At 53.8% G+C, this 22,012-nt stretch carries 33 protein-coding genes; 12 read left to right on the forward strand and 21 right to left on the reverse strand.

Annotated elements, in window-relative coordinates; translation table 11 throughout:
* The first annotated feature begins 375 nt into the window (after positions 1–375).
* From QRY16_RS17800 to QRY16_RS17815, 4 genes are all read left to right on the forward strand, one after another.
* Positions 376–2,682: a M60 family metallopeptidase gene (locus tag QRY16_RS17800; RefSeq protein WP_289777548.1), complete on the forward strand. Its 2,307-nt coding sequence runs from the start codon at positions 376–378 to the stop codon at positions 2,680–2,682.
* 199 nt (positions 2,683–2,881) lie between these two features.
* A complete protein-coding gene (locus QRY16_RS17805; RefSeq protein WP_289777549.1) occupies positions 2,882–3,442 on the forward strand; it encodes a recombinase family protein in 561 nt (186 codons plus the stop codon).
* Complete coding sequence (locus QRY16_RS17810) at positions 3,426–4,808, forward strand: IS481 family transposase (protein WP_289777550.1); 1,383 nt, start codon at positions 3,426–3,428, stop codon at positions 4,806–4,808. The genes QRY16_RS17805 and QRY16_RS17810 overlap by 17 nt, the downstream gene beginning before the upstream one ends.
* Positions 4,741–5,766 (forward strand): ExeA family protein, encoded by a 1,026-nt coding sequence (locus QRY16_RS17815; RefSeq protein WP_289777551.1) that lies wholly within the window; start codon positions 4,741–4,743, stop codon positions 5,764–5,766. Before QRY16_RS17810 ends, QRY16_RS17815 begins: the two co-directional genes overlap by 68 nt.
* Before the next feature lie 240 nt (positions 5,767–6,006).
* Here QRY16_RS17815 and QRY16_RS17820 read toward each other — a convergent pair whose 3' ends face one another.
* The 15 genes from QRY16_RS17820 to QRY16_RS17890 form a co-directional block, all read right to left on the reverse strand.
* Complete coding sequence (locus QRY16_RS17820) at positions 6,007–6,273, reverse strand: helix-turn-helix domain-containing protein (RefSeq protein ID WP_020805667.1); 267 nt, start codon at positions 6,271–6,273, stop codon at positions 6,007–6,009.
* A gap of 44 nt (positions 6,274–6,317) precedes the next feature.
* Entirely contained in the window at positions 6,318–6,767 is a 450-nt protein-coding gene (locus QRY16_RS17825; RefSeq protein ID WP_060578761.1) for a JAB domain-containing protein, read from the reverse strand.
* Positions 6,768–6,889: 122 nt separating this feature from the next.
* Positions 6,890–7,252 (reverse strand): DUF3085 domain-containing protein, encoded by a 363-nt coding sequence (locus tag QRY16_RS17830; protein ID WP_060578762.1) that lies wholly within the window; start codon positions 7,250–7,252, stop codon positions 6,890–6,892.
* A gap of 21 nt (positions 7,253–7,273) precedes the next feature.
* Positions 7,274–7,537 (reverse strand): hypothetical protein, encoded by a 264-nt coding sequence (locus tag QRY16_RS17835; protein WP_289777552.1) that lies wholly within the window; start codon positions 7,535–7,537, stop codon positions 7,274–7,276.
* Between the two features lie 116 nt (positions 7,538–7,653).
* Positions 7,654–8,064, reverse strand: a complete 411-nt coding sequence (locus QRY16_RS17840) for a hypothetical protein (RefSeq protein WP_277129862.1) — start codon at positions 8,062–8,064, stop codon at positions 7,654–7,656.
* A gap of 28 nt (positions 8,065–8,092) precedes the next feature.
* On the reverse strand, positions 8,093–8,572 hold the full coding sequence (locus tag QRY16_RS17845) for a helix-turn-helix domain-containing protein (protein WP_289777553.1): 480 nt from the start codon (positions 8,570–8,572) through the stop codon (positions 8,093–8,095).
* Positions 8,565–9,071, reverse strand: a complete 507-nt coding sequence (locus QRY16_RS17850) for a hypothetical protein (RefSeq protein ID WP_289777554.1) — start codon at positions 9,069–9,071, stop codon at positions 8,565–8,567. The genes QRY16_RS17845 and QRY16_RS17850 overlap by 8 nt, the downstream gene beginning before the upstream one ends.
* Positions 9,072–9,187: 116 nt before the next feature.
* Positions 9,188–9,751: a phospholipase D family nuclease gene (locus tag QRY16_RS17855; protein WP_289777555.1), complete on the reverse strand. Its 564-nt coding sequence runs from the start codon at positions 9,749–9,751 to the stop codon at positions 9,188–9,190.
* A gap of 9 nt (positions 9,752–9,760) precedes the next feature.
* Complete coding sequence (locus QRY16_RS17860) at positions 9,761–10,204, reverse strand: plasmid partitioning/stability family protein (protein WP_289777556.1); 444 nt, start codon at positions 10,202–10,204, stop codon at positions 9,761–9,763.
* 2 nt (positions 10,205–10,206) lie between these two features.
* A complete protein-coding gene (locus QRY16_RS17865) occupies positions 10,207–11,181 on the reverse strand; it encodes a plasmid segregation protein ParM (protein ID WP_135691276.1) in 975 nt (324 codons plus the stop codon).
* 240 nt (positions 11,182–11,421) lie between these two features.
* Positions 11,422–12,162 (reverse strand): tyrosine-type recombinase/integrase, encoded by a 741-nt coding sequence (locus QRY16_RS17870; RefSeq protein WP_289777557.1) that lies wholly within the window; start codon positions 12,160–12,162, stop codon positions 11,422–11,424.
* A 263-nt stretch (positions 12,163–12,425) separates the two neighbouring features.
* Positions 12,426–12,911 carry a hypothetical protein gene (locus QRY16_RS17875; RefSeq protein WP_125330124.1) on the reverse strand — a complete coding sequence of 162 codons (486 nt, stop codon included), beginning with the start codon at positions 12,909–12,911 and terminating at the stop codon, positions 12,426–12,428.
* Positions 12,908–13,495, reverse strand: a complete 588-nt coding sequence (locus QRY16_RS17880; protein WP_289777558.1) for a restriction endonuclease — start codon at positions 13,493–13,495, stop codon at positions 12,908–12,910. Before QRY16_RS17880 ends, QRY16_RS17875 begins: the two co-directional genes overlap by 4 nt.
* Complete coding sequence (locus tag QRY16_RS17885; protein WP_040119734.1) at positions 13,488–13,736, reverse strand: helix-turn-helix domain-containing protein; 249 nt, start codon at positions 13,734–13,736, stop codon at positions 13,488–13,490. The genes QRY16_RS17880 and QRY16_RS17885 overlap by 8 nt, the downstream gene beginning before the upstream one ends.
* A complete protein-coding gene (locus QRY16_RS17890) occupies positions 13,733–14,191 on the reverse strand; it encodes a hypothetical protein (RefSeq protein ID WP_176603171.1) in 459 nt (152 codons plus the stop codon). Before QRY16_RS17890 ends, QRY16_RS17885 begins: the two co-directional genes overlap by 4 nt.
* A gap of 138 nt (positions 14,192–14,329) precedes the next feature.
* Between QRY16_RS17890 and QRY16_RS17895 the strand changes: the two genes are divergently transcribed.
* The gene (locus QRY16_RS17895; protein WP_289777559.1) at positions 14,330–14,875 is read left to right on the forward strand and encodes a hypothetical protein; all 546 of its coding nucleotides are present in this window, start codon (positions 14,330–14,332) and stop codon (positions 14,873–14,875) included.
* A 152-nt stretch (positions 14,876–15,027) separates the two neighbouring features.
* On the opposite strand, the gene QRY16_RS17900 is transcribed toward QRY16_RS17895, so the two are convergent.
* Genes QRY16_RS17900 through QRY16_RS17920 form a run of 5 tightly spaced genes read right to left on the reverse strand, consistent with a single transcriptional unit; the run spans position 15,028 to position 17,447 of the window.
* Positions 15,028–15,432 carry a hypothetical protein gene (locus QRY16_RS17900; protein WP_289777560.1) on the reverse strand — a complete coding sequence of 135 codons (405 nt, stop codon included), beginning with the start codon at positions 15,430–15,432 and terminating at the stop codon, positions 15,028–15,030.
* A 23-nt stretch (positions 15,433–15,455) separates the two neighbouring features.
* Positions 15,456–16,175 (reverse strand): hypothetical protein, encoded by a 720-nt coding sequence (locus QRY16_RS17905; protein WP_289777561.1) that lies wholly within the window; start codon positions 16,173–16,175, stop codon positions 15,456–15,458.
* A complete protein-coding gene (locus tag QRY16_RS17910) occupies positions 16,172–16,756 on the reverse strand; it encodes a hypothetical protein (protein ID WP_289777562.1) in 585 nt (194 codons plus the stop codon). The genes QRY16_RS17905 and QRY16_RS17910 overlap by 4 nt, the downstream gene beginning before the upstream one ends.
* 5 nt (positions 16,757–16,761) lie before the next feature.
* On the reverse strand, positions 16,762–17,034 hold the full coding sequence (locus QRY16_RS17915; protein WP_069722397.1) for a DUF7352 domain-containing protein: 273 nt from the start codon (positions 17,032–17,034) through the stop codon (positions 16,762–16,764).
* Between the two features lie 14 nt (positions 17,035–17,048).
* Entirely contained in the window at positions 17,049–17,447 is a 399-nt protein-coding gene (locus QRY16_RS17920; RefSeq protein WP_289777563.1) for a hypothetical protein, read from the reverse strand.
* Between the two features lie 435 nt (positions 17,448–17,882).
* On the opposite strand from QRY16_RS17920, the gene QRY16_RS17925 reads away from it, so the two are divergent.
* The 5 genes from QRY16_RS17925 (at position 17,883) to QRY16_RS17945 (ending at position 20,399) form a co-directional block, all read left to right on the forward strand.
* Positions 17,883–18,110, forward strand: coding sequence for a hypothetical protein (locus tag QRY16_RS17925; RefSeq protein WP_289777564.1), 228 nt, complete (start codon positions 17,883–17,885; stop codon positions 18,108–18,110).
* A complete protein-coding gene (locus QRY16_RS17930; protein ID WP_277129900.1) occupies positions 18,107–18,742 on the forward strand; it encodes a DNA-binding protein in 636 nt (211 codons plus the stop codon). Before QRY16_RS17925 ends, QRY16_RS17930 begins: the two co-directional genes overlap by 4 nt.
* Before the next feature lie 2 nt (positions 18,743–18,744).
* Positions 18,745–19,206, forward strand: coding sequence for a hypothetical protein (locus QRY16_RS17935; protein ID WP_289777565.1), 462 nt, complete (start codon positions 18,745–18,747; stop codon positions 19,204–19,206).
* 31 nt (positions 19,207–19,237) lie between these two features.
* A complete protein-coding gene (locus QRY16_RS17940) occupies positions 19,238–19,882 on the forward strand; it encodes a hypothetical protein (protein ID WP_289777566.1) in 645 nt (214 codons plus the stop codon).
* Positions 19,883–20,060: 178 nt separating this feature from the next.
* A complete protein-coding gene (locus tag QRY16_RS17945; RefSeq protein ID WP_289777567.1) occupies positions 20,061–20,399 on the forward strand; it encodes a type II toxin-antitoxin system RelB/DinJ family antitoxin in 339 nt (112 codons plus the stop codon).
* Between the two features lie 2 nt (positions 20,400–20,401).
* Here the strand turns inward: QRY16_RS17945 and QRY16_RS17950 are convergent, their stop codons facing one another.
* On the reverse strand, positions 20,402–20,584 hold the full coding sequence (locus QRY16_RS17950; protein ID WP_289777568.1) for a ribbon-helix-helix domain-containing protein: 183 nt from the start codon (positions 20,582–20,584) through the stop codon (positions 20,402–20,404).
* A gap of 246 nt (positions 20,585–20,830) precedes the next feature.
* Between QRY16_RS17950 and QRY16_RS17955 the strand changes: the two genes are divergently transcribed.
* Complete coding sequence (locus QRY16_RS17955) at positions 20,831–21,151, forward strand: chromosome segregation protein ParM (RefSeq protein WP_151333490.1); 321 nt, start codon at positions 20,831–20,833, stop codon at positions 21,149–21,151.
* Positions 21,152–21,153: 2 nt separating this feature from the next.
* Positions 21,154–22,002, forward strand: coding sequence for a 3'-5' exonuclease (locus QRY16_RS17960; RefSeq protein WP_289777569.1), 849 nt, complete (start codon positions 21,154–21,156; stop codon positions 22,000–22,002).
* The last annotated feature ends 10 nt before the right edge of the window (positions 22,003–22,012 follow it).

Below are 22,012 nucleotides of genomic sequence, written 5' to 3' on the forward strand. Positions count from 1 at the left end.
GGCTTGAGCCGTGTGCGTTGAAAGGTGCATGCACGGTTCTTAGAGGGCTGGAGGCGGGTAACCGTCTCTGGCTACTCTGCGAAAAGTGCCACTGGCTCACATTAAGTGATAATGGGCTCGCATTTATCCTGCCCGGCTCGCAATCCATTCCACCGGGCTCACAATAACTGCAAATAAACTTCGTCATATCGGCAAACCGACCGCAGCATCCCGTTTACTCCGTTCATGGTTAGGCTACTGAAAAGGCGCTTTAAAAAATTTCCTGACCGTGAACCAGCTATTGACTTACCATAATTCAGGCCATCAACTCGAAACGTTCACTACCCGCTGGGATGATCTATATTTAAAGCGTCAAACATCCTTCAGGTGAATTTTATGATGTCTTCTAACAAACTGATACAACGTGGTTTACCTTCCGATATTGCAAAAAGAGATCATCGGCGCTGGTTTAGTCCTCATCCTACACAGTCTACCGGACTTTGGTGTGAAGCCGGGGACAGTCTGGAGATAGTCTGTCATTACAACGGTGACATGCCTTCATCTGCACCGGAGCTGTGGATATATCCGGTGACGGAATCCGCTGATGAAGAGAGTAAATCCCGTCAGTCAGTTCAGCTGGATTTTGGAACTCAGCGTATTACGGCCGAAAATCGTGGGATTATCTATTTTGCTGCTCCCAACTTTCCTCTGGATTCGGAAATTTATGCTCAGATAGTCAGTGGTGCCCGCCAGATGCCGCGTTTTGTATTGGGCCTGGATACTCAGCAAACCTGGAACCAGGCACTTGAGGATTTTAGCAATGCCCCCTATGGCGAGTTGGTTGGACAACGAATGATTATTGCTATGCCGCTACGTGTGCTTAAGGAAAATATCGATAATCCTCAGAAAGTGTCCGAGCTGTGGGACAAAATTGTATCGCTTGCGGAGGAGTGCTACGGGCTGCATGCAAATTATTCTCGTCCTCATCAGGCCACGCCATTTCAGTATATTTTTGAGACTAAGCCTTCTTCGACCGGAGGCTATATGTCTGCGTCGAACGCCTGGCTCGGAACCAATCTCAATGGCGCGTACTGCGTTTGCAACAGCCGGTATCTGATAGAAGACGGCTGGGGCCCCTGGCATGAGCTGGGGCATCATTATCAGCTGGACGATGTGCGCTGGGATGGACTGGGGGAAGTGACGGTCAATATCGTATCACTCTACGTACAGAGTGCGCTGAATGGAAGAGCAACCGGGTTGGACAGTATTTGGCCAGAACTCTTTGAATACTTTAAGGAACATGACAAAGACTACAGCAGACTGGGGTTGTTTCATCAGGTTGCCATGTTCTGGCAGCTTACCCTGGCATTCGGCAGGGATTTTCATGCCCGACTCGGACAACGTTATCGCATCCTGAAAGCAACAGAACGCCCGCAGAACAGTAATGAAAAAATTCAGCGATTTATACTGGAATGCAGTCGGGTATCTGGTTTTAATTTATTAACGTTTTTTGAACAGTGGGGGCTGACGGTACTTCCGGAAACGGTGCAGGAAATAAACAACATGGAGCTGCTCGATTTAACGAAACCCATATGGAAAAATACTGACGAAAAGCCAGCTTACCAGTTCCCTCTACAGGATCAAAATATTACCGGACAGATTAATATCCCGGAAAATATTCATGAGAGTGGAATTTTTGATGTATCGGTTCTTGTCACAAATAAAAATAATAATACGTTAAGTTACCAGTGGGAAATACCTGAAGGATTCTCTTTTTTATCTTCTTCTGGGCATCAGAGTGTTACGATTTCCGTACCACCGGATGTTATACAAAACAGTTCTGCGTTGATCCGAGTTTTTGTCCGTGATTCTGACGGACGTGCGATGACTCTCGGTGGTAAATTACACCTTAAAGTTACAGGAGAGAGAGAAATACATTCAGGAGAGTACATAGATATTGCAATGATGAGAAAATATAACACAGACAAACTACATCCGTGGTCTGACTCTCGTCAGGGGAAAGTCGGTGATATCTATCTTGGTGCATGGAGCGATGGTAGTCGTGAATATTTTCGTTTAAAGCAAACACCGTACTGGTACTTTCCTACCGATCAGAAAGATAATTCCTGGTGGGAATTTCTTTTTAAATACACAGACCAGTATTGTTTGGATAATACACATCATGCCGATATTGCAATCAAAAAGAATCATTTGTATGAGTTTCTCTCCGCACCGATAAGTCAACAATTATTCCTTGAAAAAATAGGCGCATTGTCAATATCCGGCGGAGAGATCACGACTAATCTTACCGAGGAACTTTTCCATGCTGCGGGAAGATACATTGTGGAAGTGTACAACAGGAATGATATTCGCAGTAAAGCGAGAGTCATCCTGGAAATACTGGAAACCAGCATCGTAATACAAAATACCCGTGTCGTCGGTGCAGCCGGATACCCAATGAGCAATGAGATGTTCCTGCAACGAACAGGGGCGACCACCCTGGATGGAAGTTCTATTACCCTCAGCCCAGAACCTGCTGATTGTATTCATAAAGGGCATTACCTTATTGTATTAAAGGCCGGAAAAAACAATCAGTATACATGCAATGTTATATATGACGTCATTTCACCAATACCACCGCACCGAACCCACCGTCTATGGGGCCTGGATTCGGATGAGACGTGGTGTGGCACAAAGGATTAATATCTTCCTGGAGGGGAGTAAAAAACCTGACTGGGCCCGTTTAAAGAACGGGCAATCAGACATAGCTGTCGTGTAATTAGGGTATGCCCAAAACGCACAACCCGGTGAGACAGTTTTCCTGTCTCATTTGGGTTGTTTTTATCCCATTCCGGTGTTACGTTTTCATCATCTAGAATTAAACGAGACAGTTTTCATCATTATGGCACTTTACGGCTATGCCCGCGTTTCAACCAGTGATCAGGATCTAACCCTGCAGACACAAATTCTCCGCGCTGCTGGTTGTGAAATCATTCGTGCAGAAAAAGCCAGCGGAAGCAGCCGGACCGGAAGGAGCGAGTTGCAGCAGCTGCTGGAGTTCCTGCGCCCTGGTGATACGTTGATGGTGACCCGCGTGGATCGCCTGGCCCGCAGCATTAAGGACCTGCAGGACATTGTGTATGCCCTGAATCAACAGGGCGTAACGCTCAGGGCAACAGAACAGCCAGTGGACACGCGTTCAGCTGCAGGCAAAGCCTTCCTCGATATGCTGGGTGTTTTCGCTGAGTTTGAAACCAACCTTCGTCGGGAGCGCCAGATGGAAGGCATTGCCGCGGCGAAAGCCCGGGGTGTGTACCGGGGAAGAAAGCCTTCCATAGATCCTGCTGAGGTATATCGTCTGTATACCACGGAGAAGATGGGGGCCACGGCCATCGCCCGTCAGCTAGGGATTGGGAGGGCGTCAGTCTACCGGGCGCTGGAAAATTATGAGCAGCCGGCGTAGCGCGATTCCACCTGACTCCCTGTTGCAACTACGGCAACGGCTCGATCGCCTGCCACCAAAAAGCCCTGAACGTGCCAATCAGATTGCCGCTACCGCCCAGCTGTTTGGTATTTCAGTGACGTGGGTTTATCGCGCGCGTCACCTTGTTTTGAAACCGCGAACGGCCCACCTCAGTGATCATGGTCATCCCCGGGTACTGCCACCGTCCGAGCTGGAGCATTACTGCGAACTGATTGCTGCACTGAAATTACGATCCACAAATACTTCCGGCCGCCATCTGTCGACCGGACGGGATGATCGGAGCGGTGTCGCATACCAGGAATACCGGTGCGTGTACGGTGAGGATGCAGAATCAGCGCTGCGTTTTCTCTTTAACGCCATGGCGCCAAAAGCCAGGTTTGATTTTCCTTTCCAGGGCCGCCCGAAAATGCTGTACCTCGATAACGGACCGGTGGCCAAAAGCCATGTCTTCCAGAATGTGATGCAGTCCCTGAAGGTTGACTGGCTGACGCATACGCCGGCAGGCAAGGACGGTACCCGGACGACTGCACGGTCCAAAGGTAAAGTCGAACGCCCTTTCCGGACCGTCAAAGAAGCGCATGAAACCCTGTACCATTTCCATAAACCGGAAACGGAGCTGCAGGCCAACGAATGGCTCTGGAACTATCTGAGCCGTTATAACGCGCAGCGTCACCGCAGCGAGAAACACTCCCGACTGGAGGACTGGCTGGCAAATATCGCCCAGGAAGGTGTGAGGGATATGTGCAGCTGGGAACAATACTGTCGGTTCGCCCGGGAGCCGGAATCCCGCAAGGTGGGTGTTGATGCTCGGATAACGATAGACGGCACCGCATGGGAAGTTGAACCGGATATGGCGGGTGAAACCGTCATTCTGCTGTGGGGGCTGTTTGACGAAGAGATGTATGTGGAGTTTACCGGTGAAACATGGGGGCCTTATTATCCAGTGTCGGGGCCTGTGCCGCTACACCGTTACCGGACGTTCAGGCGCGGTAAAGCGGCTGAACGGGCCGATCGTATCCATGCCCTGGCCAGACAGCTGAACATCCCCATCAGCGCATTGTCCGGCAGCGATCTCCGCGTGGTCAGTGATGACACTCAGCAGCGCATTGATGCGTTGCCACATCAGCCCTTTGATGCCCGAAAATTTGAATATCACTTTCCCACCGTTATTGCGGCAAAACTGGCAATTGCCGACGATCTGGCCATACCGCTGGCCAGAATGTCGGATGAAGACCGGGCGTTTATCGACAGTATTCTGACTAAGACGCTTAACCGTAGTGAAGTACTCGCCCGCATCAGAGACTATTTTCGTAAAAAACAATCAGGAGAAGACCATGCGGGTTGAAGTGATGGAGCATTATGGACTGATGCAGTCTATTGAACAGGCCGGGTATTATGAAACTGCCCACCATAAGCAGCTGATGAAAGACATTAAGGGTGCAATACGCGAAGGACGACTGATCGCGGTCTGTGGCGTGGTGGGAAGCGGTAAAACCGTCACTTTGCGACGCCTGCAGCAACAACTGATAGATGAAAATAAAATCATTGTCGCCCGTTCACTGTCGGTGGACAAACACAGCGTCCGGCTCGCCACGCTGATTAACGCCCTGTTTTATGACCTGGCACAGGATAAGCAGGTGCAAATTCCCAAACAGGGTGAACGCCGCGAGCGTGAGCTGCAGGAGCTGGTCAAAAAAGGCAAACGCCCGGTGGCGCTGTTTGTTGATGAAGCCCATGACCTGAATGGTAATACACTAACGGGGCTCAAACGGCTGATGGAAGTGGTTGAAGACGGCGGTGGTAGGCTGTCCGTCGTTCTGGCCGGTCACCCAAAACTGCGTAATGACCTGCGTCGTCCGACGATGGAGGAAATTGGCTATCGTACCGATATTTTTACACTGGACGGGATCACCGGCAGTCAGCGTGAATATATCCAGTGGCTGCTGAAGACCAGCACCGGTAAGGGTAAGCCGGAAGATATTCTGACGACCGAAGCCGTTGACCTGCTGGCTATGAAGCTGCGAACACCGCTGCAGGTCCAGTTGCACCTGACGCTGGCGATGGAAGCAGGATACCAGACGGGCGAAAAACCGATTACCGCCGCGCTGGTTGAATCCGTGCTGTCACGTCAGCTGGATGACCTGGAGCCGACGCTCACACGGCATGGTTACCGGTTGAAGGACATGGTGGAGCAGTTCGATGCAAAACCTGCTGAAATCAGAGCATTATTTAACAATCAGTTAGACCCAGCCCGCACGGCCGAACTACGCGACAGAATGCTGGCGGTCGGTCTGCCAATATGACGATGTTGATTTGCACTTATTGTGAGCCCGGCGAAATAGATTGCGAGCCGGGCAGGATAAATGCGAGCCCATTATCACCTAATGTGAGCCGGTGGCATTTTTCATTTTCAGTTAATGTGAGCCAGAATCGACGCTGATTGCGAGTCGGAGGGATTTCGATTGCGAGCCGCTACACATAATATTTCCTTCGTATATCCGATACGTTCAGGAAGCACGTTTGCGCGTCGGTATTGTGCGCTGCTATTTCCAGATCGGCGGTAAGCCGGCATCGATGCACAGGACGCACCAGACGGAATACGCGATGTCACTTTCTCCAGTCACCCAACGGCGCACCGTTCTGCCGTTAACGCCAACATATCGTGCCAGCCCTTCCTGACTCAGGTTGAGCACATTTTCCAGCAGATAGCGGAGCTCTTCCCCCGTCGGCGGGGTCCATTTGTCAGCGGGACGGAAACAGCTTTCGCGGATCGCGCCCACGTTAAGCGGCACGGTATATTTATTGCCCATAGCAAGCCTCCAGAGCCGGCCGCACCACTGTGCGGCCGCGGTTGTCAAATCAGACCATGTTCAGCAAAAGAGTAAATATCGCTGCCGCCCACAATCAGGTGATCGAGGACTTTGACATCAACCATCCCCAGCACCTGCGCCAGACGCTCGGTGATCAGCTTGTCAGCCTGGCTGGGTTCAGTGGAAGCGGAAGGATGGTTATGCGCCAGTACCACAGCGGCGGCATTATGATGCAGGGCGCGTTGCAGGACGATACGCGGATGAACGGTGACGCTGCTGATGGTGCCCTTAAACAGTTCTTCAAACGCAATCACGCCGTTCTGGATGTTAAGAAAGAACGCGCAGAATGATTCGCGTGGTTCTGCAGCAAGACGAAACCGCAGCAAGGAACGCGCGGCGTCGGCACCGGTGATAAAATCCGTGGTGGTAATTTTACCGGCAATAATGGCATCCGCCTGGCGGATAATGTTGAGTTCTTCTGCTGAAAATTTCATATATTTCCCTCGGTAGGGGACCTGAGCACCTTACCCGGCCACAAATATATATTAGGACATTTTGTCCTAGATGTAAATACAGTTAAAATAAAATAAGCCCGATTTAACGGGCTATTATGGTTTTATTTCTGCCCCCCGGTAATAACTTCCAGCATCGAATCTGAAACCATAATTCTCAGATAAGGTTTCGCGCGGCTGAGAAGTTCAATCGATCTTGTATCGAAGGCAAGGGTTTCGCAAAAATCATCTCCGCCACAGGCTGCCTCCATACGGTCCCAGAGTTCGTCAAAATCCGTTGTATCCGGATTGAAGCCATTGGCATAACAGACATTACGCTTCCCTTTACTGTTTTTCTCACCTTTCGCCGCCATCACATACACGCCGTGATCTTTGACGAAAAGAAGCGGGCAATTAAAACGCTTAATTTCTGCTATAACGACGTTGAGCATAGGATCAGTAAATAAAAATTCTGATTGCATGGTCATAGTGTATTTACTCCCTGAAAGCTATTTGCTGACCGCAGCGGCGGTGAGAATGTCAGAAAGCGACCCCAGCAGATAAAAATCGGTGAGCTCGCCTGTTCCATTCAGAAGAAATAGACCTGCTGGTCGGCCATTATGAAAAATAATGGCTTCATGCGATTGATGTAATTCACACTGACACAGCGAGAAATAAATAAGTGACCATTCAGGGGAAATAACGGTTTTATTGCCATGTTCCCGGATATAGCGGGCAACATCAGCCTGTTGCTGAGAATTGAGAGCAGTCATAAGGTGACTCCTGCGCCGGTCGGGGCGCTACCGTCGAAAGGCCGGATTGCCTTTCGATGTAATTACTATACGTCTAATGAGCCATGCAAATCAAGTTAATTTTGTGGTTTTTTGGTTTAAGGAGACTCCTTCCCCTGTAAATTTTGCATCACAAACGCGCCGTTCGGGCGCTGCAGGCGAATAATATCGCTCTGGTGAGCGTCTTTTTCCCGGATGATCCGCCAGGTTTCGGTGACGGCGCCGGCTGGCTGATACAGTCTGACCTTCACCTCGGAACGCTCTGCAGACAGCACAATGCAGCCTTTCTCATCCCTTGCAGCTGCGTGCCGGGCTTCATCTTTTTCCCGCGGGCAGTCGTCAAATCCCGATATCCGGACCGGCTGGCCATCGATGTCAACCTGATAACCGGGCGAAATCACGGGCACGGGCTGTGACACATTCGGGAAATAGCCAGCCAGATCACACCCTGTCAGGGCTACGGGCACAAGGCCGGCATACAGCATTAACATTCGGCGTGTGGTGAACATAAAGGGTCCTCTCTGGTCGCCGCGGGCCTTATTTCACCTTCTCAACCAGCTGCAGTGAAGGATGTTCACCGGCCAGCAGTAACAGGAAATTGTATTCCCCGGTCTTGAGCTTCACGCCACGCTGTGCGGCCTTCTCTTTGGTCTGCCATGACGCCGGTTTATAGCCAAACAGCGCTGCAATTTCAGCGTGCTTCAGCCCCAGCGCCAGACGCAGGCGGCGAACGTCTTCGGCCGTGGCGAGATCTTTGACCATATCATCCGGACTGAATGCCCTGTTCAGGCGGTAATCAGGATGCACGCCGGCGATCAGCATCAGCATGTTATATTCACCTGGGCGAAGACTGGTTTTGTTGTACTGGCTGAGATCGTCGCTGATGGCTTCCTTACGCTGCCAGGCGCGCAGTTCGTACCCCATGACAGCCCCTAATGCGGTTTCAGTCATGCCCATTTTTTCCCGGAGCGTCTTCACTGTTTCCGGCTGCGGAACGACGCTAACCATCTTAATCATTACCCTTCTCCCAGAAGTCCGAATTCAGAAAAATTTTCACCTGGCGTGTGCGGGGATAGTCCTGGTGCTTCAGCCCCTCCCGCGTGTCAGACAGGTACTGCGTTTCCTGCTGCACCTTGTTGATTTTGCCATTCCATTTGCGGGCGAGCGCCCGGTAACTCCCGTTCTCCAGCTGATAGACTTCAAACGTGTACTTGTTCGGACCGCTCCAGCCTTCGTTGTAATAGACCTGTTTCATATGTTCTGCCTGATCGATGCGCCCCGTAAACATGACATCCCGGCTGCAGTGCCTGAACCAGTAACCGCGGGGCATAGCCGGTGGCCGGTTGCTGATTTCCCGTCTGGATAGCGTGCAGACAGGCCGTGAACTCAGGTGACTTCCTGATCTCAGGTCAATCTGGCATGACGTGTTGTACAGGGACCAGCGCCGCTGCCGCAGGCAATGGCCATTGGTGATCACCGGTACGACACGGGAAACGAACAGGGGGAATGATTGCATGGTTTACTCCTTCGCCAGTCGGGGCGCTACCGAAAAATGAGTTTTGATAATACGACGAATGAGCCATATAAATCAAGTTTAAAATCAGGCGGCAGAGTTTCTGCCGCTGCTGTAGGTCAGTACCGTGGGGCCACGTCCTTTCCTTCGGCCCACAAACGGGAGAACTCGTTCACGTAGGCTTCAGTTACTGCAGGCGCGCCGCTGATCAGCACCACATTTTCCGCATTACGGCTGTCTGCGCTGGCGCTGAAGTTAAACGAGCCGGTCAATACGGCGCGACGGTCAAAGACCATGAATTTATCGTGCATGGCCTCGTAGTTATCGTTGATCCGCACCGCCACCCGGTTATTGGCCAGGAAGTTCACTTCAGTGTACCGGTTGTCGTTCGCTTTGCGATCGGCAACCACCACAACCGATACTCCCCGTTTTTTTGCGGCACGCAACGCGCCGGCAACAGGACGGCTGGTCAGGCTGTACGCTGCAACCAGAATCTCATGCTGCGCGTGATCGATTGAATCCAGAACCAGATTTAATGCGGTCCCGCCGGGTGAAAACCCGGTTTTCACTTCAGTCGCAGCTTGCACCTGAACATTGCCGGCAATATTGCCGGCCGCTGTTACCGGGTTTGCTGTCACGGCGCCGGCGATGAGGGTCAGTGTTAACAGCACATATTTTTTCACGCTGCCCCCTTAATCATCATCCGGGAACAGATGCTGGACGTTCTTACGGGTTTCTTCCAGATTCTTATCCTCCGGTGCTGCCGGTTCGGGAGGCACGGCGGGACTGTTTTCCGGCGCAGCGCCGCCTGCCGGCGACACCGTATTGCTACCACCGCCGGTGGCCTGCAGAAACGCCTCAACCAGACGCGCCATTTCTCCTGTATCCTGCTGCGGCAGCGTACTGCTGATGATCCGCTGAATATCCTGCATCGAGGTGCTCTCCGTCAGGAATTCAGCGATCAGGAACGGCAGGCGTTCGTCCTGCTTCATCAACGCGGCACCACAGAGCATCATGGCGCGCATCGCGCGGCCACGCTCTTTCTGAGGCAGTTTCTCAAGAAAGCCGTCGGCTACCCGGTCCGCCGCATTGCGCTCCGGGTAGATATAAAACGAGCACTTACGGTTATCAGTCATACTCAGCCCTTCATTGCCACCATACCCAGAACCAGATCGAACTGCGGGTTATCACTGACGAAGAAACGATCGTCACTCACCCCCGTGGCCTGCTTCACTGCGCCGGCGACCAGGCTGGCGCCGCCACCGACAACCATGACGTGCGTGAAGCCGGCAAAGCGGCCAACTGAATCGGTGACACGGTGCGTCAGGGCTTTTTCCCGTTCATGCAGTACCTTCATCACCTGGGCCCGCTGGTCAGCATTCTGGAGGTAACGGGAAAGAAACGTTTCGTCATTTCGCGCCTGGATCAGACGGTCGGCAAAATACGAACTGGTACGGGTGCTCACGCTGGTATCCAGTGCATGTTTTACGGCTTCGGTGATGATGGATACGCCGGTTTTAGGATCGCAATGCGTCTTGGTGAAACCGGACATTTTGCTGCGAACGTGCGCGATATCCAGCGTAGTTCCACCGATATCCACAATCAGCAGGGAGTCCAGATCGTCCAGATCCTTCAGCACACTGAAGCCTGCAGGGACCGACTCTGGCAGTACGCTGACTTTACGCACGGTAAAGCTCTCACGCCCCTGAACGGCCACCGCGCGCTTCACGTTCGCTTTTTTCCGCTCGATGTTGGCCATATCAGGCTGATCGTTTTCATCCAGGTACTCGCCCAGCGGCAGCGTCACCACAACATCAACCGGCTGCGGTTCAATGCCGGACTGCATCAGGGCATGGTGGATAGCGACGACATTCACATCACTGTACTGATAGCGTGTTTCCGTGGTGCGCACGGCATCCGGGCTCAGCTGGTCAAAGCTGTACTTTTCCCCGTCAATTTCATAGTTGGCGGAAGCCGGCACTGATGAATCTGTCAGCAACGTCATGGACCATTCGGGCTTGAAGCTGTTCGGACTGATCAACGTTTTGACCGCACCATCTTCCATCCATGCCAGTTTGATGTTGGTGGAACCGTCGTCAACAAAAATACGCATTTTGAACCTCACATTATTTAGAAAAAAACCGTAGAAATCAGGAAAAATACAGCTTTCAAATGGATTATTACGCATCCCTGCTGACGTGTAAAGACAAAATGATGTACCAATATAGAAAAATACAGAAAAATACCGAATAAAAATCAACAAGAGACGGTCAAGCCATCCTCAAAACGGCCTGATATAGAAAGATGAGAGATTATTTTAGATTTATAAGGAAATAACAGGGATGAATACGGATTATTCCGGAAGCGTTAGATGACTGTCTGGCAGGCTGAACCGGACGCCATACTGACGGCCGACATCGAGCGCAAACACGCGCGTGTAGGTTTCTGTGGTTTCCAGCCGGGAATGCCCGGCATAAGCCTGTACAACTTTCAGCGGAATCCCATGCTGGATCAGGTGCATACAGAAGCTGTGACGGAACGTGTGGCAGGTAACAGGGATACTAAAAGTGACAGAGTCACGTTTTGCGAGGTCCAGTGCCTTCCTGATCCAGTTACGCGGCGTGTTATCACTCTGCACCGGCCAGAGCAGCTGCTGTTTACCTATACGCAGGGTGGTCAGAAATTCACGCACCTTCCTGACATATTGAGGATCGGTCAGAGGAACAAGACGGAACACCTCTTCATCCTTGCCCGGCCTGCCGCGACCACGCTGACGCTGTTTAAGCGTCTTCAGCCGGACAAACGGCCGGGAACCGTCAAGCTGAAAGCTGGCGCCGGTCAGCGCCAGCGCCTCATTAATACGCGCGCCCGTGTTCCAGAGGGTATCGAAAAGGACCTGCTGGCGCAGGTCTGGCACATACCGCAGAAACACCGACACCTCCGGGGCCAGCAGGTATTTGGGTAAATCAGCCTGGCTGGCCATCTCCCGCAGCGCCAGCGCATCGGCATAATCGAAGTAGGCATATGTCACGCGCCCGGTCTCGATGGCGTCGCTACGTGAATTCTGAGAAATTTGCAGGGGGAAAGTGTTCAATTTTTTAAAATCCGCTAATCAGCCGTCAGGCGACTGAATTTTATGAAATTTATCGCTGAAATCGACCGCATCCTGCATATCAAACGTCATACTCCGCGTTGAGGTGGTCGAGCTCCAGCTTTTTCCGCCTTAGATTCTGTAAGGGGGTAGGGTCAGTCCGCGTAACGGCTTGTCATGCCGGGCTGCAAAAACCAGCTGCCCGGCAGATATCTTCAGCATTATGGCAAACATATCCGCACTGATGCGGCGGCCTTTCAATCCACTCATAGCAACCTGTAACTGAAGCCGGCACCGCGGCTGTTATTGTAAATCTGCTGGCCAGACTGGCCTTCATCTTCACTGTACACCATCATACGGCGGCCGTTAGTCAGCGAATCCATTTTCCGCCGCGCGTTTTTATCGTCATAACGCACGGGCAGGCACGCGCCTTTACTGGCGCTCTCACTTTCAACACGGAACACCCTTACCCTGACGGCGTTTTTCCGCACCTGGTCAGGATCTTCACCACTGACAACGCCCGTCAGTTTCTGAAGCGTATCTGCCGGACTGCTGTACTCAGCCTGGCTGAGATAGCGGCCGTTCGGGGTTAACCAGAAGTCCTGGCTGTCACTGACACGGTAGGTTTCGCCGTGGCTGGCGATGCCAGAGACGTTACAGAAGCGGTCATAATCGGTGGATTGTCCGGGTAGCATGGCGCACCCTGTCAGCAGCAATGCCGGCAGGGCGGCAACGTATCCTTTCAGTTTCATGTCATCTCCTGTTCAGGATGAACCATTTCGGCCGGTGGCCGGTATCCCGGATAAGGGATAAACGGCGCATCGGTGGCAATAAGGTCAAGCAGCTTCTGGCCACTGACCAGGATCATGCGGCTGTCGCCACGAATGAATTCTTTGGTGCCTTCGCGCGTTTTTCCGGTATGGCAGAAAAATCCGCGGCCTCCGGTGGCGTTCAGCAGGTCGCTGAAGTCACGAACGTGGCCAACGGCAATGTAGCTGGTATAGCGCTTGGCCTGGATAAGCCAGGTCTGGCCGTCAATCTTCACGCGGCCATCAATCCCGCCGTCACCGGTATACCGGCGGTTACGGATCACTTCAAAGCCCCTGCGTTCAAAACCTTCAAGCAGCAGCTCTTCGAACACAAACGGATCTATCTTGCGCAGATAGGCAATTTTCTGCCCGAAATGCGGGAACGTATTAATTTTATCGATCACACGCACCGCGCTGGCCTGTTTCCGTTCATGGCGTCGCCGGCGTCGCCGTGTGCCCTGCCAGAGGCCATACAGCAGGATACCCGCAAGGATAAATGAGCCGACTACATGGATAAACTCATTCATTATCGATCCTCAGCACTTCATACTTCAGCTGCCGCAGCAGCCTGTCTTTGCTCATGGTTTTCATGTTGGGCCATTCCGCTTTCAGCGTCAGCGCGACGGTGGCAAGTTGTATGGTCCGGGGTACTGTCTCACCGTCCTCATATTTTACCAGGCTGGTACGGCTGATACCGAGCTCAGCCGCGGCGCGCTCCTGGGTCCAGTTCAGCCCCCGTCGCCACAGGATCAAGTCAAAGCCGGTCAATCCGCCGCGCTCCCATGCTCAGTGCCGGGCTTCGTGCCGGCGGGTACGGCCTCTTCCCCCTGTGCCTTTTTTTCTGCCGGGGCCGGGTAAACCGATGCCAGCTGTGCCCGGAAGTCACGCCACGCTGAAAGCCAGAGCGCATCAGATACCTGGTCTGACGACAGATTAAGGACCGCATGACGGCCACGCCAGTGGTCAAATGTCTGTACCGGCAGACCGGCACGCCGGCGCAACTGCTGCTCATCGAAATAGGCACACTGAACCAGGAGGCGTCTGACGTTCTGCGGGACGACTTCATCCCTGGCTTCTTCCGGCACGGTGAGCATCCCAGCGCTGCATATCCCCTGAATGCCCGCCTCCGTGTAAATCTGCTGCAGGTCCATATCATCACCCTGCGCAGCGCCGGCGGCGTGCGCCGCAACCAGCATGACGCCGGCAATAAGTTGTTTCTTCATTATCTCAGCTCCATTCCGAATCCTGGGGGATTAGCCTGTCATATTCAGCCTGTATTTATATCCTGAAAATGTTCATATTTGAACATTTTTTATGTATATTAAATCAACAAATTTTCCGTAAACACAACAGGAGACACGATGGATATCAACTACTACGATGAACATCAGGAAGAATTTGAGGCGGTTAAACTGGCGCTGAAGGGCGAAATGGAGAGGATCTGGGGCTCCATGCTGAAAGAAAGCGGGGATAGCCTGGATGATGAAGCCACGTACCTGAGCCTGTTTGAAGAACTGCAGTTCACCTTCTCTCCGTCCAGCTTCAGTAAGCTCACCCCGTCACAGGAGCTGGATGAAGATAAAATTGCCGCCTTCGTGGCCAGAACCCGTGGCTATAAATACGGCATCACGATCAATTGCCAGCCGGCCCGCCCGCAAAAGTGGCTGAAAGGCCGAATCCAGCCACTTGAGGATGCGGCTGGCACAAACCTGTGCTGGATCGATATAACCACAATCGAGCATATCGGTGCCGGTCAGCAGTTTGACGATCAGTATTACCTCACCGTGACCACGCAAACCGGGCAGAGCTACCGCGTGAATGATCTTCGTCTGCCTGGGCGTCTTCTGGGTGCCGCTCATGAAGCCCTGTTCAGGGCGCTTGATTCAAGCACCGGCGGTAATTTCTGATACGGAGTTGCACCACGTTTATCGGGTACTTATACTGACAGTGATTAACAGATTAATTTTCCGTTTACTCCGACAGAAAGTTAAGTAGTAAAAAGGTCTATAATTAAAAGGCGCCCTTCCTCACCAGTTGGACGCCTTTTGTGTATGCATCATCAGTTATCTGTAAACCCTGAAAGAAGAGTGATGGACACGTCGTCTTCTTCACGCGCAACCATCACCGGAACATCCTCCCAACGCGCCACATTTTTTCCCCATTTGTGCAGGTCAGCACATGACAGATTGTGCCTCTGACATAACCTCTGAATGGTGTTATTCGAATACCAGTCTATGCGGGACAAGTGTTCGCGGATCACCCATTCATCCCACGGCCGGCCGTCAAATGCAGGTTCGCGCCGCCGCCAGTCCCGATGATTGATGACCAGATAATCGCCGACATAAAGACGATCGGTCAGCTGATATATATCAACGTAGCCAACCTCACTGTCAGGGATCACTTCAAGAAAAAGATAACCCGCTACAGGGTGTGCAGCACCAAGAAGCACCATAGGCTGAGCCATTGTGATTTTCCTTATTCATTTCATCAAATGTCGGTCCGAGAACTGTCTGCGGCAAGTTTCTGAATTGCACTGATCTCATCTCCGTTCAGCTCAGCACGACTGTCCAGCTGCTGCACGTTTTTGCTCCGGACCTCCCAGAAGTAGGTACGCCGGCTGTCCTTGAGAAAGTGATAGACCCTGACCAGCTCGTCCGCGGCACGCTGATCGCCCGCCTGCCAGGCTTTGACGTACAGGGCCGCCGCTCTCCGGGAATCCTGCAGAACGTACTGGCCCGCCTGCAGTACATCGCCGGCACGCATCAGCAACGCCTGATTTTTGCTGTCCACCGGCGCCGACTCTGCCAGTGCAACAAGCCACTCAGCCGCCTTCCCGGCCTTCTGTGGAGCAATATCGCGCGGATACACATCCGGCGTCTTGCTACCTGGGTCAAACAGGAACACCAGTGCCGGCACGGAACCCTTTTCAACTGCTTTCAGGACCATATCCCGCGTGGCCTCATACCGCGCCTGACATGCCTTAACCGTGGAATCAAAATTACCAAACAGAAATGCCCCCAGCGAGTCGCAGTCCCGGCCGTAGTCGCCGGACTGCTGTTCGAACGAGTCCAGCGCCAGAAACGGATCGTCGGCCTTCAGCGCCGCCGTGCGGGCAGCTTCAAACTGCAGCGCTTCCTGTTTGTTATCACAGCCCGCCAGGAGCCCGGCGCACAGTGGCAGTACAAAAAGAATGCCTCGCATGTTCATGACTCTTCTCCCTGTTCGTTTTCACCCGCCCGGTATGCCCGCTGCCCCTTATAACCCAGCAGGGATTCGCACATCAGGTCAGTGATGCGCGCGATGGCGTGATCAGCACTGTCTGCTTCCAGGGAAATCACGACCATTTCGCCCCGGTTCGGGGCGTTCCATATACCGGGCAGCATCGTCTGGAACCGGGCCAGGCCGTCACCTTCTGACAGTACGACAGCATCAGGCAGCCGTTCACGGATCAAATCTTCACTGGCCTGGCGCAGGATATTATCGCGGCTCCAGATGCACAGCGTTGCTGGTCCGCTGCGCATGAGGATGCTAACGGCGTCAGCCATACTCAGTGTATCCAGCTTCAGCATCTCCCCACCTGGCCGACGCAGTAAAAACCCTATCGGCCGCCGGTACTTTCCCAGCTGCAGCAGATCGTCATCCGTAAGCAGCTCCATACCACGCTGCAGGACCAGGTGCAGCACGTCCGCTTCTTTGACCGGACGGATCAGGTTTTGCCTGGCATTTGCCCGGACGGTCAGAACTTCAATACGATGCCAGAGCTCGTCATTAATATGCTTGGTGGCCATCGTGCCTACACCTCCGATTCAAAAACGTGCATAACCAGGTTTACGCTGGCCTGCACCATCTGCACGGTCCCGATGAACCTGGCGCCAGTGAAGGACTCAGCCAGCGGCATTCCCGTGCCGGCCACCAGGAAGCGACGCTGCTCAGTCGGCGCGTCAGTGTCAACCCGTGCCCAGAGACAGATATCATCGCCCTGCGTGCCCACACTGAGGATCGTCGCCCCGGCGGGCATATCAAGGGTGATTTGTGGCTCAAGTACATATTTCCAGATAGTGTTCATTGTGATCCCGTTATTTACCTGTCAGAGGGCTTGCCGAAGCGCAGCGTATGGCCTGTCGGGGCATGGCCAGCATCGATAGTGAACGGTACGCCCGGACCGCGAAACACGTCCGGATCGACGGCGGCAGGTTCGCCGGCAACGACCGGCCGGACCATGCCCATATCGTAACTGTCCGGCAGGTTATCCGGCAGGCAGGCCTGCGTGTAGTCATCCGCGACTTTCTGCGCCTCTTCCTGCGTGGGGAAACGACCCAGCACGCCGGTGATCTCTTTTTTCAGTCCGAAGCCGTAGCCGCGAACCTTATACGCTTCATATTCCATCCCGTTCACTCCGCTTGCAGTTATGGTTACTGAATAACCACACTCTAATAAATTAGGTTTCACCGGTAAATTATAAATATTTAGATTCAGCACTAAAAGCTAATCCAGTGAAGCAACACACCGGTAATCATCACGCTGCGTGACGACCGCACGATTTATCCCCGCCGGATGATTCGCCCCCTTATCTTTTCACCCTGTGACTTTTACACCCGGAACCACCTGAAAATACCTTTTCACCGGCCCCACCATTGCGGAAAAAACGTAAATTCCGTAAAAGGCGAAATCAACAGGGAAGGGAAGGCAGGGGAACGGCCGCGCGGCTGCCGGCGCGGACACTATATATTGTGCCGTTATCAGCTGACAGAGCCACTACATATAGCGTTATCCACAGAAACGGTGGATAAGTGGCGGCGCTGCGGAGAATACCGCTAAACCGCAACGGCGACAGGAATGAGCAAAAACCGTGCAATGTGTATTATTGTATTGTACAATACATGTATTACATACAATACATACACGGAGACGCACATGATCACCGACACCCGGACACCCGAAGAACTGGCCGCGGCCATTCAGACCGCGCTGGAAATAGCCGCCAGGTTCGGCGGCAGGGACACCGCGCACCATAAAGCGTGGGTTATCGATCAGATGTGCCGCGCGCTGGCCGGCGACGGCTACGGGGCATATGTAGCCGGCGTGTGCACCGGCGAGAACGGCCCGGACACCTATACCTGGGACGAGGGCATTACACCATGAACATCAGCAACGATATCCGGGCACGCATTGAGGCCGCCGCGGAGGCGCTGGTCAGTGAAGGCGTGAACAGCCCGACCAACGAGCAGGTCCGCCAGAAGCTGGGCGGCGGCTCCCTGTCTCATATTTCGCCGGTCATGCGGGAGTGGCGGCGCCGGCTGCGCGAGCAGACTGACACACCGGCGCTGCCCGTACCGGACACGCTGCAGCAGCTGGCCGCCGATCTCGCCGCCCGTCTGTGGCAGCAGGCCCGCGAACTGGCTGAGGCTGACGCCGCGGCGGTACGCGAACAGGCGGATGCAGACATCGCCCAGGCGGATGAACAGCGTGATGAGGCACTGGACGAAGTACGCCGCCTGGAAGCCGAACTGACGTACCTGCGCGGCGTGGCGGACGAACGTGACCGGCTGCGCGGACAACTGGAAGAGACGCGCGCGGCACTTGCCGAATCCCGGACGAATAATGCCGTTCTGCAGGCCACAGCCGATGCCGGCACGCGGCAGCTTGACGACACGCGGGCAGAGCTGAAACTGGCCAGAGAAGATAATAAGGCGCTGCAGGCAGAGCTCCTGCAGCTGGCGCGCGCGGCCGGCAGACAACCCGATCCTGCGCAAAATAAAACCGGTAAGGAGTAAGAATGGGAACCTACATACGAACCTGCGCGGAAATCAAAACCGCGGACGGCTGGCAACCGGTCGGCTACGGCGCGTTTCCCCCGGTGTTGTGGCACGACATGGACGGGTATGAAGCCCCCGCGTACAGCGAACCCTTTAAGGACCAGAACTACGGCATGTTTGGCCTGTTTGCCGGCGAAAGAAATTACAGCCAGTGTCAGGTGCTGGCCCAGCCGCGCGGTTTCCCGGACGACATCTCGGAAGAGGCCCTGCGGCATCTTGTGCCTGAAGTATGGCAACTGGAAAGCAATTGGGGCTGGGGTGAGCCACCACCGGCCACGGTCGCTGAGCGGATCGCCCGTTCGGATACACCACACACCGTCACCTATCGTGAATTTCTGGGGCAACGGTATTTTCTGCACCTGGATGCGCTGAAAGCGCTGAGCGAACAGGCTGAGGTGCGCGTGCTGTTCTGCTTTAACTGAAGCGGGTCAGCGTTAAGAGCGGAGGGAAGCTATGCCTTATTATAAGGGGCGCTGGCACCGTTACAGCGAGGCAGAGCGCCGCGCTTATGGCGCAGCAATGCGGGAAAAAGAAAGCAAAGCGGCCAGCTCCGCCTGGCACAGGGAATGGATCAGCAAAACGGGGCTGCGGGAACGACTCTGGACCGACAGAGCCATCACTGATTTTCTGAAACCACCCCAGAAAGCAGGCCCTGTCTACGCCTGGAAGCGTAAATACATACTCAGAGTGGAACAGACGCCGGCCTTCCGCGCCTGGCTGATACAGCGTCAGGACTGGCTTATACGCCGGGGAAAACTGCCGGCATCACTGCAGACGGGTGAGGATATGACAGGATTAATTGGCAGCGGTCTGACATTACGGACCGTTTATGAAAATGAACAGGGTGAGAAACGGCTGATCGTATCGGTTACGGATAATGTGGTCCTCTGGAAAACGGCCGACCCCGATTTGCCTGCAGGCGGTAAATCGCAGGGAAGCGCCACCCTGGCGAGCTTCAGGCGCTGGATCGCCAATGAACACCCGGCTTCCGGTGTGGAACTGGAAGCCTTCGACAAGGTTCTTCACCGTCGCAAATATGCACAAAAGACTACCCGTGAGATCCGGGCCATGAAAAACCGTATTCGCCAGGAAAGGTGACGATCGCCCCACGACGCTGCCTGTTTCTTACACCCTGTTGCTTTACATTCTGCTTTACAATACTGTAAAGCAGAATTGCTTTACATACTTCAACAACAGGAGGTCACAGGTGACTGAGAGAAATTATATCGTATGCGGTCAAACTGGCGCTGGCAGGACCACTCCACAGAAGAGAACAATGTTGAATGTACGCATTGATGAAGATCTGAAAAAGAAAGCAGAAGCAGTGCTGACGGAACAGGGAATGACGGCTACAGACGCCGTGACAGCCCTTTACCGCTTCATAGCCGAACACGGCCGTATGCCCGTGCAAAGCAGAGTTGTCACGATGGATGATTCGGTTGAAATGCTGGTATTCGCTAAATCAGACACGTCACAACTGGAACGGGTTTATGGCGAAAAAAATGCCAGCACGCTGCTGGCCAATACCAACGTGAAGATGATATTTGCCGAAAGCGGAACTCCGCCTGACACCGAACCACCAGGGAAACAGGCTTCCGGTACGGACAAACGGTGAGATCAGCGCCGTTCGTCAGCCGGCACCGTCACACCGTGCTTTTTAAGCAGATCCGCGATCGCCTCATCGAGCAGGCGACTTTTGGGTATACGTGTCGCATGTGACAGTTCGTCGAAAAGTGGAACAAGTTTATTTTCCAGCGACGAGGTAAATCGTTTCCGGTTTTTAAGAAAGGGCTCTGCCATCAGTATCCATCCGTTAGTTACAAGACGGATAGTGTAAAGAGCTGCACCATAGATGAAAGTGGTTGCACATAGTCACTATGTGGTGCTATATAGTGCAAAACGCCCTACCAACACCAGGGAAAACAGGCCGCCGATAAGAGCGGCTTTTCTTTTTCCGGATTCCTGATTTCCCGTTATGAACACAACACTATTGATGTCTCACATCAATTAGGTTACTTTGCCATTAATTACTTAATGATGTGACACATGAATAACATGCAAAGCAAAGCCCCCTCGATGCGGCTATCCGGTGTGCAAAAAGACGTATTGTTTGTTCTGTATGGTCTGGCAGAACGTCAGCTGGCGGGTCCTTTCCCGGCGATGCAGCTTTTCAGCATCCTCAATAAGGGACGCCTCCAGCCCGTTGCCGATACCAATTTCCGTCGCTCCTGCCATACGCTGAACCGGCACGGCCTGCTCAGCAAGTACCGGGATAATCAGTCACTGACGCTCGCGTTCGGACTGACAGAGGCAGGCCTGGAGACCGCCAGAGAGGTTTATCACAAGCGCCTGACGGAGATGGAATAACCATGAAGAATGATGAGCTGGCCACCCGACGCGCTAAGGCGATAGCCGAAGATCGGTGTTTCACGAAAGGGCGCCTGCGTGATGAATTCAGAATGAAGCCGGGCCCCGGTGCTGAGCCGGTGAAGTGGTACAAAAGCGCCTATGGCGGCAAGTACGCCGTATACCGTATTGCAGACTGTGTTCCGATGCGGGAGAAACGCCCGCCGACCGAGAAGCAGCAGCAGGCAGGCCTGCGTCTTTCCGTCCTGTCCAGGCTTAACAGCACCAGTGGCCGGATGGCACGGCGGGCACACGACTGGCTGAGTCTGGCGCCGCTCTTTCTGGATACCGAAACGACAGGGCTGGGTAATACCGCGGAAGCGCTGGAAATTGGCCTGACCGATGCGGCCGGCCGGGTGATATTTGAAACCCGCCTGAAGCCTACGGTCGCCATCGAGGCGCAGGCCGCCGCCGTGCATGGTATCGATGAACCGGCACTCAGCGGCGCACCATCATGGTCAGATGTGGCACTGCAGCTGCGCCACGCCATCGGGGCCCGGCCAGTGATTATCTTTAACGCCCCCTTTGATACCCGCATTCTGAAACAGACGGCCGCCGCACATGGCGATCCGGCCGACTGGCTGGGAGAACTGACTGTGTATTGTGCGATGGAGCTGGCAGCAGGGTATTTTGGGGCCACCAATCGCTATGGCACCATTTCGCTGGCCAGCGCGGCCAGTCAGGCAGCATTGGCCTGGGAAGGGGAGGCACATTCGGCGATCGCAGATGCACGGATGACGGCCGGGGTGGTGAACGCCATTGCTGCATACCATCTGGCATTGCTGCAGGAGCAGGAACGGCTGCAGGCCTGACAGACTGGCC

Source organism: Mixta mediterraneensis (assembly GCF_030283135.1).
In the GTDB taxonomy this organism is placed as follows: Bacteria; Pseudomonadota; Gammaproteobacteria; order Enterobacterales; family Enterobacteriaceae; genus Pantoea; species Pantoea mediterraneensis.